This window comes from Cupriavidus numazuensis, from assembly GCF_905397435.1.
GTDB classification, from domain to species: domain Bacteria; phylum Pseudomonadota; class Gammaproteobacteria; order Burkholderiales; family Burkholderiaceae; genus Cupriavidus; species Cupriavidus numazuensis.
The window spans coordinates 81,212-95,820 of sequence record NZ_CAJPVI010000027.1 but is presented as its reverse complement, the minus strand read 5'-3'; the positions used below and the strand labels follow the sequence as shown (position 1 = coordinate 95,820).

The 14,609-nt window shown below is 58.2% G+C and carries 12 protein-coding genes and 2 pseudogenes; 7 read left to right on the top strand and 7 right to left on the bottom strand.

Going from position 1 to position 14,609, the window contains the following annotated elements; genetic code table 11:
• Positions 1-30: 30 nt before the first annotated feature.
• From KHO41_RS21350 to KHO41_RS21340, 3 genes are all read right to left on the bottom strand, one after another.
• Positions 31-1,794, bottom strand: a complete 1,764-nt coding sequence (locus KHO41_RS21350) for a filamentous hemagglutinin N-terminal domain-containing protein (protein ID WP_244873937.1) — start codon at positions 1,792-1,794, stop codon at positions 31-33.
• 375 nt (positions 1,795-2,169) lie between these two features.
• A complete protein-coding gene (locus KHO41_RS21345) occupies positions 2,170-2,673 on the bottom strand; it encodes a hypothetical protein (RefSeq protein WP_211955281.1) in 504 nt (167 codons plus the stop codon).
• A 51-nt stretch (positions 2,674-2,724) separates the two neighbouring features.
• A complete protein-coding gene (locus tag KHO41_RS21340) occupies positions 2,725-3,336 on the bottom strand; it encodes a hypothetical protein (RefSeq protein WP_211955280.1) in 612 nt (203 codons plus the stop codon).
• A gap of 140 nt (positions 3,337-3,476) precedes the next feature.
• On the opposite strand from KHO41_RS21340, the gene KHO41_RS21335 reads away from it, so the two are divergent.
• From KHO41_RS21335 to KHO41_RS41910, 4 genes are read left to right on the top strand one after another with little or no spacing between them, the layout of a single operon-like run.
• A complete protein-coding gene (locus tag KHO41_RS21335) occupies positions 3,477-4,031 on the top strand; it encodes a PAAR domain-containing protein (RefSeq protein ID WP_211955279.1) in 555 nt (184 codons plus the stop codon).
• A 2-nt stretch (positions 4,032-4,033) separates the two neighbouring features.
• Positions 4,034-4,729, top strand: coding sequence for a thioesterase domain-containing protein (locus KHO41_RS21330; protein WP_211955278.1), 696 nt, complete (start codon positions 4,034-4,036; stop codon positions 4,727-4,729).
• Positions 4,729-5,172, top strand: a complete 444-nt coding sequence (locus KHO41_RS21325; RefSeq protein WP_244873942.1) for a hypothetical protein — start codon at positions 4,729-4,731, stop codon at positions 5,170-5,172. Before KHO41_RS21330 ends, KHO41_RS21325 begins: the two co-directional genes overlap by 1 nt.
• Positions 5,173-5,189: 17 nt before the next feature.
• Positions 5,190-5,681, top strand: a complete 492-nt coding sequence (locus KHO41_RS41910) for an OmpA family protein (RefSeq protein ID WP_211955276.1) — start codon at positions 5,190-5,192, stop codon at positions 5,679-5,681.
• A gap of 411 nt (positions 5,682-6,092) precedes the next feature.
• Here the strand turns inward: KHO41_RS41910 and KHO41_RS21315 are convergent.
• Positions 6,093-6,596: pseudogene (locus tag KHO41_RS21315) on the bottom strand (helix-turn-helix transcriptional regulator); the annotation flags it as partial.
• A gap of 34 nt (positions 6,597-6,630) precedes the next feature.
• Positions 6,631-6,863 (bottom strand): annotated as a pseudogene (locus KHO41_RS42080) (hypothetical protein).
• Positions 6,864-7,017: 154 nt separating this feature from the next.
• Between KHO41_RS42080 and KHO41_RS41905 the strand changes: the two are divergent.
• The 3 genes from KHO41_RS41905 to KHO41_RS21300 all read left to right on the top strand — a co-directional run bounded on the left by KHO41_RS41905 (position 7,018) and on the right by KHO41_RS21300 (position 9,780).
• Positions 7,018-7,233, top strand: coding sequence for a SymE family type I addiction module toxin (locus KHO41_RS41905; RefSeq protein ID WP_211955275.1), 216 nt, complete (start codon positions 7,018-7,020; stop codon positions 7,231-7,233).
• A 381-nt stretch (positions 7,234-7,614) separates the two neighbouring features.
• A complete protein-coding gene (locus KHO41_RS21305; protein WP_211955274.1) occupies positions 7,615-8,874 on the top strand; it encodes an AAA family ATPase in 1,260 nt (419 codons plus the stop codon).
• Positions 8,875-9,780, top strand: a complete 906-nt coding sequence (locus tag KHO41_RS21300) for a DUF4435 domain-containing protein (protein ID WP_211955273.1) — start codon at positions 8,875-8,877, stop codon at positions 9,778-9,780.
• Between the two features lie 372 nt (positions 9,781-10,152).
• Here the strand turns inward: KHO41_RS21300 and KHO41_RS21295 are convergent, their stop codons facing one another.
• Positions 10,153-11,337, bottom strand: a complete 1,185-nt coding sequence (locus KHO41_RS21295) for a ribonucleotide-diphosphate reductase subunit beta (protein ID WP_011299085.1) — start codon at positions 11,335-11,337, stop codon at positions 10,153-10,155.
• A gap of 160 nt (positions 11,338-11,497) precedes the next feature.
• Entirely contained in the window at positions 11,498-14,446 is a 2,949-nt protein-coding gene (locus tag KHO41_RS21290; protein WP_211955272.1) for a ribonucleoside-diphosphate reductase subunit alpha, read from the bottom strand.
• Between the last annotated feature and the right edge of the window lie 163 nt (positions 14,447-14,609).

The window sequence follows — 14,609 nt, the reverse complement described above, 5'->3', positions numbered from 1 at the left end:
CGAACGTACCAGCGGGATACGGTGATTTTGCTAGTGTGCCGGGCAGGCCTTGGAAGCCAAGTCCGGCTGCTCGCCATTGGCGCCGGCCTGCTTGGTGATTTCATTGGACACGTCACCGTCGGCGTGGACGCGCAAGAAGCCGTTCGAGAGCATGCGTGCATGGTGATTCACGACATTGCCGCTCGCCTGCACATCGACATCGTCGCCCGCGCCGAACAGGATGCCGAGGTAATCGGGCGTGGAAACGTTCGAGACATTGCCCCCTGCATGCACGGTCACTGCGCCATTGGATTGCGGTTCGCCGGCGATGCGGGTCTGGCCCTGGATCAGGGCCCCGCCATTGGCTACATCCGTATCGGACTGGATCAGCACCCCGCCATTGCTGGCAACAAGCGTGGATTGTCGGTTAGCCGACTCCAGCGCCACTGAGCCAGCGTGCAGGCGCACGTCGGTGGCCGCCAGCACATCACTGTCCTGCTGGGCGTAAGCACCGCTCGCCTCGATGGCCACCGCGGCGCCAGACGACTGGACCTTGGTGTCCTGCAGCGTCAGCGTTCGCGCAGCAATGCCGGTCCCACCCACGCCGTCGATATCGGTACCGGCCAGCGTCGCCTCGTCCGCTGCGATCGACACCGTACCGGACTTGGACGTGAACGCCGTGCGGTGGCTGCCAGCTTGCGTCGTCAGCCCTGGCACCGCCACAACCACATTGCCGTTGGCCGTAAGCTGCGTGCCCGTCAGGACCAAGCCCGCACCCGCGTCGAAGACACCGATGCCGCCACTGGCGGTAAGGGTTGAGTCCGTCAGCCGGATGGGCTGGCCGTGTACTTGGCCCTCGGCACCGATCACCAGGTCACCCGGTACCCGCGTGCCGGCGGCAAGCGTGGCTTGCGACAGGTCCACGCGCTCCGACGCAAGCTGCAGGTGGCGCCCGGCGCTGACTTCGCCGGTACCGGTGAAGCCGCCGCTGCCAATCAGCACGTCCTGCTTCGCGTCGATCTTGCCGGAGGCAAGCTGCAGGTCACCGGTGCCTGACACCACGAAGTCGCCAGCGGTGGCATACGCGGTACCGGCGTGGCGCACGCCGGCACCCTGGTCGGTGACCATGAGCTGGATGCGTCCCGCCATGAGGCTGCCTGCGGCGGTGATGTCAATGGCAATGCCCTGGCCTGGATTGACGGCCGGCATCGAGTAGGTAATCCAGGACGTGAGGTTGTCTGTCGGCGAGACGCTGGTGTCGATCTCCGCGCGGCTGTTGCCGGCAACCAGCCGCGCCCGGCTATTCGAATCGTCATACAGGTTCGTGACGGGCCCGCCGATGCGGAGTTGCTTGGCGATCAGCTCGAGGTTCAGAAGCGTCCCGGTCAGGCCCTCGGGCCCGATCTCGATGGCGCCCTGATTGGTCGTCAGCACGATATTGCGCTGCAGCTGCTCGTTGGCCGTCTTGAAGTCGTTGAACGATACCTGGCCGGTGGTCAGCGCGAGGTTGCCGACGTTCCGGACGGTCAGTCCGTTCACCGACACACCGTTTGGATTGCTGATGATGACATTTGCGTGCTGCGGCCCCAGCACGGACAGCGGCCCCTCCAAAACGGATGGATTGGTACTAGTGACAGCACTGACAATGGTGCGGGCTAACGCCGACTTGTTATCGAGATCGACGCCCGAACGCGAGATGTTGAAATCGCGATAGGTGTTGTAAGAAACACCGCCCACTGGCGCGGCAACACCCACGGTCACGCGGCCGTTACCGCCCACGGCGACAGAGGTCTTCGTGCCACCGTCTGGCACCACGCCGGCCGCCAGCGCGCGACTGGCCAGAAGCGCTATGCCCCAAGCAAGCGCAGACGGTCGCAGCCAGTTGCCGCGAGTCCACACCCGATCGCATCGTTGTATTGCCTTACCTTGCCGCACCACTGCACTTCCTCGTTGGATGGCGCGGCTGGGATCAACTCTGACGGCGGGCGAATAGCCAAGGCTATCCGCTCCACGTCCTCCGCGCATAAAGTTGGCGCGACATTAATGGCAAGTTAGCCAAATGTATCTAGGACATTTCAGATTCTTCGTCGAATATCACAATTGTTTGCATTTAACGGGAAATACCAACCGGAGCCAAAGGCTGTTGTCCACAGCATGAACCTGGCACGTTGATGAAGGGGATCGATTGGACTATCGGATCGACGCCCTGCGACTCGGTCTACAGCCGCGGATGCCGTTCGGGACGATCGAAGCGGTGTCGGCATCAAAGTAGATGCCATCGTATCGATCGCCGGTGTAGAAGAGCGTGTAGATCAGCTTGCGCTTGAACTGCCCGGTCAGGCGGACTACAGGGCTCGCACAACCTCGGTCTGCCGCATCGCTTGAGTCTGCGTACTTGAGCAGCGGCGCGTCGGAACCCTTGAATAGAACAACGACATCCCAGCCAATGAACCGCATCGGGGTGTCGTTCGTGTTATCAAACGTTCGGGCACCTGTCTGTCCGTCCCTTCCCGCTTTTAGCACTCGGTACTGCACATAGCAGTCTCCACAGGCGTACTGCATGTGCATGACATCGATCGTTGTGTTTTCGCTGGACAGTGGAAAGGGGTATAGGAAGGCGGCCAACACTCCGGCGCCCAGCAGCAGCACCAGAGCCAGCACTTGGCGCGCAACCTTGCAGGCAAGCAGTTTCATATTCTTGACCACCTTGTACAAGACGACACCATTCACTCACGGGACTGGCTTCTACCGGATTGGCTGTGGCCCAGGACAACACGGATGGGGACAGGCCGGTTGAAATACCACATAGACCTCGCTTACTGGCATCGCGTTCTTGGTGCCGGACCGAAGCTCAAGCATCGCAGTATCAACTTCCGAATGCTCGATCCGCTCTGGCACCAAACCGATCGCCGCCAAAGCTGCCTTCGCGCTTTCCAGCCGCGTCATGGCTAGATTCATCGATGGACGCCCACTGTATGCTCGCCTGACAAAAACGGCATACTGCCCTCCACTGGGAAAGCCCTCCTTCATTCTTGCGTTCCACTCGGCCAGCTTGTGTACTTCGGCTGCTGGCAAGACGCTGTCATCAGTGGCAAAGCTGAGTTCGTGCTCGAGACCGGTCAGCGAGCAAGGGAATGTAGAACTGCACCACGTGAACAGCAGGGCAGCGGCGAGTCTTCGCAGCATGTTCAATCTCCGATGCTGAAGATATAGCCTGCAATGTTGTCGGCATTGACGATGCAGAACTGATCGCGCATAGCTATGTTCGCGTCCTTTGCCCTGTTTGCGGTAAGCGGAAATTTCCCGCGCCATTTTCGGATTTGCTCGATTGATTCCGTAATGGGCACCTTGTTCCATGACTCCAGTGGCGCCTTGCCATGCTCACCGGAGTCAGATATGGCCTCAATCAGAAGCGCGATTCTCCCAAGACCACCCTACTTAAACCTTTGCGCTCCGTCAGCAATCCCTGAGGTACACGTGCGTGCGGAGGTTTCGCCATGGTGACTCGGACCTATCTCATCAGAGGCGATAAGGCCAACAACGGCGCCATCATTTCCGGGGGCAGCGACTCGTACTTCTGGCACAACGTTCCCGTCGCCCGGGAAGGCGATGCCGTGTACTGCCCCGTATGCAAGCGCGTGGGCAAGATTGTGTGCGTCGGGCCGCGCCTGCCATGTTCGGACATGGGCAAGGAAGTCGCACTCAGCGGAGATATCTGTGTTTGCGGCTGCCAACCGGCGCCGGTCTTCTATGCCTCGCGGCCGTTCACGATGACTATCGCTGCAGCGGACGTGAGCGAGCATAGTGCCACCCTGCTCGGTGGCTTTGCAGCAACGCGGCAAGCGCTGCAATCGCTGAAGACTGCCAGCCACGATCAACGCATCCAACTGCTGGACGAGAGCAGCGGCCAGCCTTTACCGAATCGGCGGTATCGCATCACGGGCGAGAGCGGAACGCATGAAGGGCGCACCGACTGCGAAGGCTTTACCACGCGGGTATTCGCGGACCGCGCTACGACGGTGCGGCTCGAGGTCTTCGGGGAGGACGTTTAGTCATGCAACCACTCAAGACTCTCGATGTACGTCTGACGCCCGTTTCTGACAAAGAACCTGTAAAGGTATATTTGCTGCGGCCGCGGGGAACGTTGTATTGGGGCGGTGCCGGTCTGGATGGAGAGTATGTCCAGCCTCAATTGGCAGCCTTCCGCCGAGCTGGCATTTCTCAGTGCTTTGCCGGTTTGACAAACTCCTCAACACACGCGCTGCCGCAAGGCTACGCTCTAGGCGGCATGGTGCTCGATGCCATTCGATCTGGCATGGTCATCCGCTACCGTGACGACGGCGAATGGACGATTACCAGCGGCATGGCATCGGAAGCTCCTCAGTTCAACCTGATCGGATACAGCTATGGATCCTTGCTGGCCGCACAGACTGCGTGGTCGTACGCCAGACATGGCCACGTCATCGACCATTTGGTGCTGGTAGGCTCGCCCATCTCCAAGGACTTCCTGGCGGACCTTCAATGTCATCGCAATATCCGGAAGACCGTTGTGATCGACTTGGTGCAATACGGCGATTCGATATATGCGGGTATGCCGTGGCTAGAGTTGGCGGCTGCCGCTCCACTGCTCAGTAAGCAGATGCTGGCGGGCAACGGCGAAGGTCATTTCTACTATGCCCATGTCGTCGCCGATAGTTCACGGCGCTGGATGAGTCTGGCAGACCGTCTCGCATCAGAAGGGCTTAAGTGATGAAGCCAAAGGCAAGCAAAGCCATCAGGCTTGTAGATCTGTGCGCAATCGCAATGAGCCTGCTGGGCATCGCGTTTGCAATAATCGCGGTGTGCACGCCGGTTACGCTTGCTCAAGTTACGACCGGCCCTTTAGCTGCGCTTGCAATTATCACGGTCCTTTGCGCGGCAGTGATCGCCTTCGGTGGCCTGCTGCCTTTGTTCTACATACTAGTGCGCCGGCCGGGCGAACGGTTGCGGGCAGTCCTCGCCTACACAGCTGGTCTCCTCTTCTTTTCCGCGTCGTTTCTTGCGACGGATCGCTGGGTGACGCGCCAACTTCCTAGTCGGCAAAACATCGCCAATGCTGATGTGTTACACGCGTCAGCAGTCAGCCATCGATGCACACAGGACGTCCACCGTATCGCGGTGATCAATAAGCCCGGCCTCCGCCCAGGCACGTGACCGAAGGACTATTGAAAATGCTGACAACATCGCGGGTTACATCGTCTGTTCTGAGTAAGGCGGCGGCGGTGTTCTGGCTCTCGTGCGCATCATTGTCTGGTGCGATTGCGTGCAGCCCTGTTCGCTCGTTGGATCTGACATTTCCCGTTGAGTCATCTGCTTTGGACACCGCGCAGGCACTGCGGCTTGGAAGCTGGATAGCCGAATTGAAATCAAGCTTTCCGAACTATGAGCGCGTCTTCATTGCCGGACACGTTGACGAGTCGGAGAAGGGAGACAAGCGCCTGGCTCATGACAGAGCTGACACGGTTCGTCGATGCCTGGCGGATCGGGGCTTTGGCATAGCCCGCATCCATATCGAGGAGCCAGGAACCAGCTACAACAAGCCGATCGCAGGATTGCCCACACGATCCGCTTCCATCGATTTCTTGCCGGCATGCCCACATGAGTGTTGTGGTCGTTCAACGAACACTGCCGGGGACCGGGGCAGCCCAATGCCGGGCAGGTAGCTAAGGGAAGCTTCCTCTGACAAAGAGAGACCTGAGCAATGACACTACGATGGTTGTTCCTGCTGCCTTCGGTATTGTTGCCTGCTTCGCTTGTCGGGCTGAGCCTCTTTCACATCGTCGCATCGCCAACGCGAGACGATATGTTCGTCGGATATGCAGGCGTTGTATCCGCCGCCGTGCTCCTGTTTGACCTCGTCCTCGCGCTGGTATGGCTCGGCGCATTTGGATACCTGCTCTATGTCAGCCCGGGACAGCGACGGCCATTGCTGATGATTGCGGGAATGACCATTCTGGCGTCCGTCGCCTGCTACGTCCTGGACAGCAAGCTGATTCGGGCACTTCCGGGATGAGCGACGCCGCATTTGAAGCATGGGCGGCGCGAACACGCGGGTGGCGCGTCGCCCCTACCCCACCAGCGCCCGCAACTCCCGCGCCCACCTGACTGGCACACCGGGCAAAATTGACTTGCATGGCCGTGGCGGCGACATCCAACAGGATCGGGTCAATGCTGTAATCGCGCTGATCCAGCCAGACAAGCACATCCAGCAAGTGCCAGAGTGTGGTGCTGCCTTCATGCACCGGCGCCGGGAAAGACTCGGGATAGCCGATCATCAACTTGCGCATGTTCTGGCGTGACATGCCGACGGCATCGGCGATATCGGTGAGTCCCACCAGATCGGGAACCGCTTCGATCAGCGTAGCGGACGGCATGGCGCGCCGGGCATCGGAAAGGGCGCTCACCATGGCCGCCTTCGCCGAATCTGCCTCGCGGACAAATGACAACGCCACGCGTCCTAGCAGGCCTGTACCCACGAGAGTGTCATCACAGCCTGCCTCGCCCAGGCGTTCGACCAGTGCTTCGATGTCGTGGTCGGCCTGCGACAGCAGGAATCTGAAAGTGAAGGCGTATTCCATGGCTATTTCCTGATCTGCAATGTGTACGGCGTCGTCATTCATGTTGATGTGAGCAGTTGTCGACGATCCGCCGGATCGCGTTGGCATGGTTGCCCGGGCTTTTCGGGGTGCTCCAGATGCTGGAGACACAGAACTCGCCGCAGCGGCATTCCTTGTCATTGCGGGGGCAGTAGAGACGGCTACAGGCGCGCCCCTTCCCTTCGCCATTTCGACGCGCCAGCCAACCGCATAGCCCTGGGGATGTTTTACGTCTTGGCCTCTCAGCAGAGGCGGTCTTGGTGGTGCTGTATGGCGTGACCTTATAGGAGATTGCCGACTGCAACCGTCATGCGTAGCCTACTCCATCGTCAAGTGCTGAACACACTCTCGCAGCGGCCTTACCGCGCCCGGACAGCTTGCGGTCATTCACTCAGGAGCCGCCATGACAATTAGATCCACTGGCACACACGTTCGAACGATGAAGATCGGCCGAACTCACTTCTCGGTTGTTCCAGGTAGGAGCAATAACTTCACCGGTCTACGGGCAATCCCGTGGATTCGGTTACGCGGTGTTTGGCTGGAACGAGCGGGATTCAGCGTCGGCCAATCGCTAAAGGTTAAGGTTCAGCGTCAGCGAATCGTTATTTGGGTTGGGTAAAGCGGACAGTCAAATCTATGGATGCCGGCAACAGCCCCTATCGACCCGCCTGTGTCCTCCGCCACGCAGTGCCGAAGGGGCAAGTCGGCCGATGAGCTGCCTTTAGATCCCGAGAAAGGGGGCTCGGCTCAACTAGCGGTCGTTGCCTGCGCATCCAGGGACGCCCCACTCTAACGTCGTCCGCGCCCCCTGTAGCAGATCTCCCGCAAGGCTCAACTCGAATGTTTGCTCAAACATACGCCAGGCTATGTGTGGATAGACACGCACAGACTATAAACATTAAGATATTGCTGGTCAAAGCTCGGGAAACTCTGCCTGAGTTACTCATCTTCCGCTGAAGATGCATACAAATTGCGTTGACAAGACAAATAACTTTCTAAAATGCCAACTCTATCTAGGTTTCGCGTCGAAGGCTTCAAAGGCAAATCGCGATTCGCAGAAGTGAATTTTTCGAACAGCGAAGTTTCCGTTATGTATGGACCGAACGGCGCTGGAAAGACAACGTATCTGCGGATGCTTCACGCATTCTTGGCGCAGAATACGAGCGCCCTATTGGCAGTTGGTATCACACGATTAGAGTGCGATTATTTTGATGGAGATGAAACGAAAACTGTTGTAGTCGAGCGCAACGAGACAGACTACAACTGGGAGTCGTTTCTGGCATCGAGTCTAGTAGAGTGCAAATCCATGTCACTCGGCGTAGAGAGGGGCATTAGTAACCAAGCCTTTCGCATCGAGCCAGTTCTCCTCTATGAATTTTTTACGCGCTCTCCGTTTTCGCGGTCTTTTTCGATGGAGCCTAGGCGAGTAAGAGACATGGTCGATGAGCTCGCGATGTTTATTAAGCGCAGACAACATTCATCGCGAAGCAGGACGAGCGAACTCGATTTTTCTTTGGCGCACATTAATCTCCAAAACATCAAGCTGGAAAATATTTCCAGCCTACTTGTCGAGCGTTATCAGTTCGCTCGAGTTATGGCCACGAAAAAAATTCAGAGCGCGCTGTTCGACACCCTGGCCATAGCGATTAGTGAGGACGGCCCCAAGGAGTCTGAACAACAGACACTCAACCCAGATTTTCTTAGCACGCTCAAGGCTAACAGCGAACGAATAGCCGAAGCGTTGAACGACAGCACTGAGAACACATTCAAGACAAAACTGATTGAGATCCTTGAGTCACTTGACGATGAAAAAACCAAAAATCTTCTCACCAATCGTTTATTGGTTACTCTTCTGAAAAAAATGATCAAAGAGCTGGAGGTCGAGAAGTTGATGCTCAGCTCCATTAATCTGTTGACTGACACGTTTAATGAATATTTGATTGACTCAAAAAAATTGGTTTTCAAGGAAAATCGTGTCGTCATAGAAATAGAGGGAGACGAGCACGATCTAGAAGACCTTTCGAGTGGTGAGCGGCATATCCTCACGTTTCTGTCACTAGTCCTGTTTGGCGCCCGCGAACGAGATTTTCTTATTATTGATGAGCCCGAAATATCACTTAATATTTTGTGGCAAAGAAAGCTCATGGCACTATTCACAAAACTTGCGCCCAGCACTCAAATTATTGTGGCATCACATAGCCCAGCCATTGCAAAAGACAACAGAAAGTATCTGTCCGAGCTCAGGGTGGGAAAAATTTAAATGGAAAAATATGAAATCGACGAGATACTAAATCTCGCAGTCATGTGCAAAATGCCCCACCTCATCGTCGAAGGCATTGATGACATTAAGGTTTTTGAGCAAATCGCCGCGAGCGCGGGAAAGACTTGCGAAGTTTATGCAGTAGAAAATATCGCAGAATACACACCAGGATCTGCTGGCGTTAAGCGCGCCATGGAGGACTTGGTTGCACTATCAACAACACCGGGAGATATTGAGGCACATATTCTTGGCATCGTTGATCGAGATGCGAGTCATTTCCGCAGCGAAATGCCGGAACTCGCCCCTCTGCTCATACTCAAAAAATACTCGATTGAGAGTCATTTTGTTTCCGCAGAAGTTCTAAAGGAATTAATCACCAAATCATCATCTATTTCCCCAAGCCTTCTGGAAAAGCTTGATTTTACCGCCCTCTTCACCAGACTCGCGACGGCACTTCTAGATATATTCTACCCGGCGGCCGAGGCTTTGCGCACGGCCGTCACACCGGGCTACCTCTCTACCTTTCGGTATGAAGACGGTATCGGTCGCCGGCTTCAACAGGAAACGAAGGATGCGCTCGAAGCAAAGAAAAATGACTTAAACGCATTCATGAAATCTCGCGGCTTGAGTAAAGATTTTGATTCTCTTTCACTTATCGCAAAAGGCAAATGGCTTTACGAAGTATTTTGCGAATTAATTTTAGACCTCGTAAGGGAACTACGCGAAAGCTGTCGAAGCGCGAAAATATATCAATGCCAATTTTGCAAATATGACGCTGACAGCAAAGCATGCCAATACAAGCTTGCAGATGGCATTGGCAAGAAAGCCCTATATTCATTGGGTAGGGAATTAGTCAATAATCCAGAGTTTGACTATATTCGTTCAAGAATTGCAGCAATGAGGTAAATCTTTGATGGAGGGTGTGATGGCGAATTGCTGAAACGCTACTGCCCCCGCCAATTCCTCGCTAAAATACGGCCGCTTGTCACTCCTGAACTCGCTGATTCGACCGCTTGCAGCTCGTCCAAATGTGAGCGGATGTGCGCTAGACCTCGGAAACGATCACTTCGACGTTGGTACTAGGAAGGGCCGAGTCAGCGCTTGGGAGCAGCCATCGGCCTTCCCAGTTGACAGATGCTTCTCCATCAACTCGTCCGTACGACATAGCGCGCCCCGATGACGCGAACCGGCTGCCAGCAGCCATGTTGGCCCAAAAAAATGGGAGCCATCAGCTCCCATTTTTTTATAGACGACGACAACAAACTACAACGACACCCCTCAATCCCAGCTCAACGCCCCACCCGTCTGATACTCAATGACGCGCGTCTCGAAGAAGTTCCGTTCCTTCTTCAGATCGATCATCTCAGACATCCACGGGAACGGATTCTCCTCATTCGGGAACAGTTGATCCAACCCAATCTGCTGGCACCGACGATTGCAAATAAACCGCAGATACGACTTAAACATCGGCGCATTCAGCCCCAGCACGCCACGCGGCATGGTGTCCTCAGCGTACCGATATTCCAGATCCACCGCCTTCTTGAACAGCTCAGTAATCTCAGCCTTGAACTCCGCCGTCCACAGATGCGGATTCTCCAGCTTGATCTGATTAATCAGGTCAATCCCAAAATTGCAGTGCAGCGACTCATCCCGCAGGATGTACTGATACTGCTCCGCAGCCCCAGTCATCTTGTTCTGCCGCCCCATCGCCAGGATCTGCGTGAAGCCCACATAGAAGAACAGCCCTTCCATGATGCAGGCGAACACGATCAGCGACTTCAGCAGCTTCTGGTCGTTTTCCGGCGTGCCGGTCTTGAACGACGGGTCGGTCAGCGTGTCGATGAACGGGATCAGGAACTCGTCCTTGTCGCGGATCGACTGCACTTCGTGGTACGCGTTGAAGATCTCGGCTTCGTTCAGGCCCAGCGATTCAACGATGTACTGGTAGGCGTGCGTGTGGATGGCCTCTTCAAAGGCCTGGCGCAGCAGGTACTGGCGGCATTCCGGCGCGGTGATCTGGCGGTAGGTGCCCAGCACGATGTTGTTGGCGGCCAGCGAGTCGGCGGTGACGAAGAAGCCAAGGTTGCGCTTGATGATGCGGCGCTCGTCTTCGGTCAGGCCGTTCGGGTCTTTCCACGTCGCGATGTCGCGCGACATGTTGATTTCCTGCGGCATCCAGTGGTTGGCGCAGCCGGCCAGGTACTTTTCCCACGCCCACTTGTACTTGAACGGGACGAGCTGGTTGACGTCGGTCGAGCCGTTGATGACGCGCTTGTCGGCAGCGTTGACGCGGCGGTTGCTTTGCGCGGCGGCGGCGTTGGGGTTGTTGCCCAGGATGCCGGCTTGCGTGGCGCTCGACGGCAGGACGCCTTGCTGGTCAGCCGTGACGGCGGCAGCGGGTTGCAGGGCAGGCTGCGGTGCGGCCTGCGGGGTGGCTTGAACGTCGTCGTCCCAGCTCAGCATGATGTGGTTCTCCGTGATTCGATTGGGGGGCGCGGTGGTCAAAAATGACGGCTCACGTGGTGGTGGCGCCGGCCCTCTCCCCCGGCCCCTCTCCCGCTTGCGGGAGAGGGGAGCAAACCCCGGGGGTGGTTGGTTGCTACGCTATGTCGCTACTGCGTGATTACTGGCAGGCTTCGCACTCTTCGAAGCCGGGGTCGCCCGGACGCATCGTGCAAACGGGACCGTCAGCCTCGATCGCCGCGCCAGCAAGATGCGTAACAGTTGCCGCACCTGCGGCACCTTGATCTTCTGCGCTACCCGACGACACCGCGTTCAGCGAGCCGCGCGACACGGTGGACTTCTCCACGTGCGTGGCAGCCATGGTGCGCAGGTAGTACGTGGTCTTCAGGCCGCGCAGCCAGGCCAGCTTGTAGGTGTCGTCCAGCTTCTTGCCCGAGGCGCCGGCCATGTAGATGTTCAGGGACTGGGCCTGGTCGATCCACTTCTGGCGGCGGCTGGCGGCTTCGACCAGCCAGGTCGGCTCGACTTCGAACGCGGTGGCGTAGATGTCGCGCAGGTCTTGCGGAATGCGGTCGATGCGCGACAGCGAGCCGTCGAAGTACTTCAGGTCGGCGACCATCACTTCGTCCCACAGGCCGCGTTCCTTCAGGTCGCGCACCAGGTAGTCATTGACCACGGTGAACTCGCCCGACAGGTTCGACTTGACGTACAGGTTCTGGAACGTCGGCTCGATGCACGCGGACACGCCGATGATGTTCGAGATCGTGGCGGTCGGCGCGATGGCGATGCAGTTCGAGTTGCGCATGCCGTGCTGCTTGATGCGGCCGCGCAGGCTGTCCCAGTCCATGCTGCTCGAGTGATCCACTTCCAGGTAGCCGCCGCGCTCTTCGGCCAGCAGCTTGAGCGAGTCCTGCGGCAGGATGCCGCGGTCCCACAGCGAGCCGGTGTAGGTCTCGTAGCGGCCACGCTCTTCGGCCAGCTCGGTGGAGGCCTGGTAGGCGTAGTAGCACACGGCTTCCATCGAGCTGTCGGCGAACTTCACCGCGGCGTCGCTGGCGTACGGCGTGCGCAGTACGTGCAGGCAGTCCTGGAAACCCATGATGCCCATGCCGACCGGACGGTGGCGCAGGTTGGAATTGCGGGCCTTCTCGACAGCGTAGTAGTTGATGTCGATGACGTTGTCGAGCATCCGCATGGCGGTGCGGATGGTCTTCTGCAGCTTGGCGTGGTCGAGCACGTACGAGCCATCGGCCTGCTTCGTCAGATGGGCGACCAGGTTGACCGAGCCCAGGTTGCAGACGGCGATTTCGCTGTCATTGGTGTTCAGCGTGATTTCCGTGCACAGGTTGGAGCTGTGGACGACGCCGACGTGCTGCTGCGGGCTGCGGATGTTGCAAGGGTCCTTGAAGGTGATCCACGGGTGGCCGGTTTCGAACAGCATGCCCAGCATCTTGCGCCAGAGCTGCATGGCCGGCACCTTCTTGAACAGCTTCAGTTCGCCGCTGGCGGCCTTGGCTTCGTAGCCGAGGTAGGCTTGCTCGAATGCCTTGCCGACCTTGTCGTGCAGGTCCGGGCAGGTCGACGGCGAGAACAGCGTCCATTCGCCGTTTTCCATCACACGCTTCATGAACAGGTCCGGAATCCAGTTGGCCGTGTTCATGTCGTGGGTTCGGCGGCGGTCGTCGCCGGTGTTCTTGCGCAGCTCCAGGAATTCTTCGATGTCCAGGTGCCACGTTTCCAGGTAGGCGCAGACGGCGCCCTTGCGCTTGCCGCCCTGGTTCACGGCCACGGCGGTGTCGTTCACCACCTTCAGGAACGGTACGACGCCTTGCGACTTGCCGTTGGTGCCCTTGATGTGCGAGCCGAGCGCGCGCACGTTGGTCCAGTCATTGCCCAGACCGCCGGCGAACTTGGACAGCAGTGCGTTTTCCTTGAGCGCTTCGTAGATGCCTTCCAGGTCGTCCGAAACCGTGGTCAGGTAGCACGACGACAGCTGCGAGCGACGGGTGCCCGAGTTGAACAGGGTCGGCGTGGACGACATGAAGTCGAACGACGACAGCAACTGGTAGAACTCGATAGCGCGCGCTTCGCGGTCGCTTTCGTTGAGGGCCAGGCCCATGGCGACACGCATGAAGAATGCCTGCGGCATCTCGATGCGAGTCTCGTCGATGTGCAGGAAGTAGCGGTCATACAGCGTCTGCAGGCCCAGGTAGTTGAACTGGAAGTCGCGGCCGGCGTCCAGCGCGGCGCCCAGGCGGGCCAGGTCGAACGTGGCCAGCTTTTCGTCCAGCAGCTCGGCGGCGATACCGCGCGCGATGAACTTCGGGAAGTACTCGGCGTAACGCGTGGTCATTTCGGCCTGCGTCACTTCGGCGCCCAGAATTTCCTTGCGGATGGTGTGCAGCAGGATACGGGCGGTGACCTGGCTGTAGTCCGGGTCCTTTTCGATCAGGGTACGCGCGGCCAGGATGGCGGAGTCGTACACCTGCGTCATCGGCACGCCTTCGTACAGGTTCTTGAGCGTTTCCTTGAGGATCGGCTCGGCGCTGACGGTCTTGCCCAGGCCGGCACAGGCGGTGTCGAGCAGGTCATGCAGCGCGACGATGTCCAGCGGCTTGGTCACGCCGGCGTCGGTCACGTTGACCGACACGCCGCCTTCCTGCACGCGGGCCACGGCCTGAGCGCTGGCACTGGCGCGCTCTGCCTTGCGCTTCTCGCGATACAGCACGTAGGCACGGGCCACTTCATGCTCGCCCGAGCGCATCAGGGCCAGCTCGACGTGGTCCTGCACGTCTTCGATATGGATGGCACCGCCGCTCGGGCGGCTGCGCACCAGCGCGCGCACGACGTTCTGCGTCAGTTGCTCGACGATCTCGCGCACGCGCGCGGAAGCGGCACCTTGCCCGCCGTTTACGGCGAGGAAGGCCTTGGTCATGGCGACGTTGATCTTGGACGGCTCGAACGCCACCACGGCGCCGTTACGGCGGATGATCTTGTAATCCTGGTAGTTCGTCGTGCCGGCTTGGGCTGCGGAGGCCTGTTGCGCGGTACCTGCAATACCGGCGGCGCCCGTTGCGCCCGTGGTGATTTCGTTCTGGGCCGTTTGCATAAGGAATCCTGTTTTTTAGCCTGTTTTAAGAGACAAAAGAGTCCCTGGCGAAATGCGGGTGCGAAAGCGTCCTGCCGGACCTGAAGAACGGCTGAACCGACTGCTTTTTGCTACACATTTCGCCAGGGACTCTTGTGATGCGCCAGCCCCACATCAGGGTTTC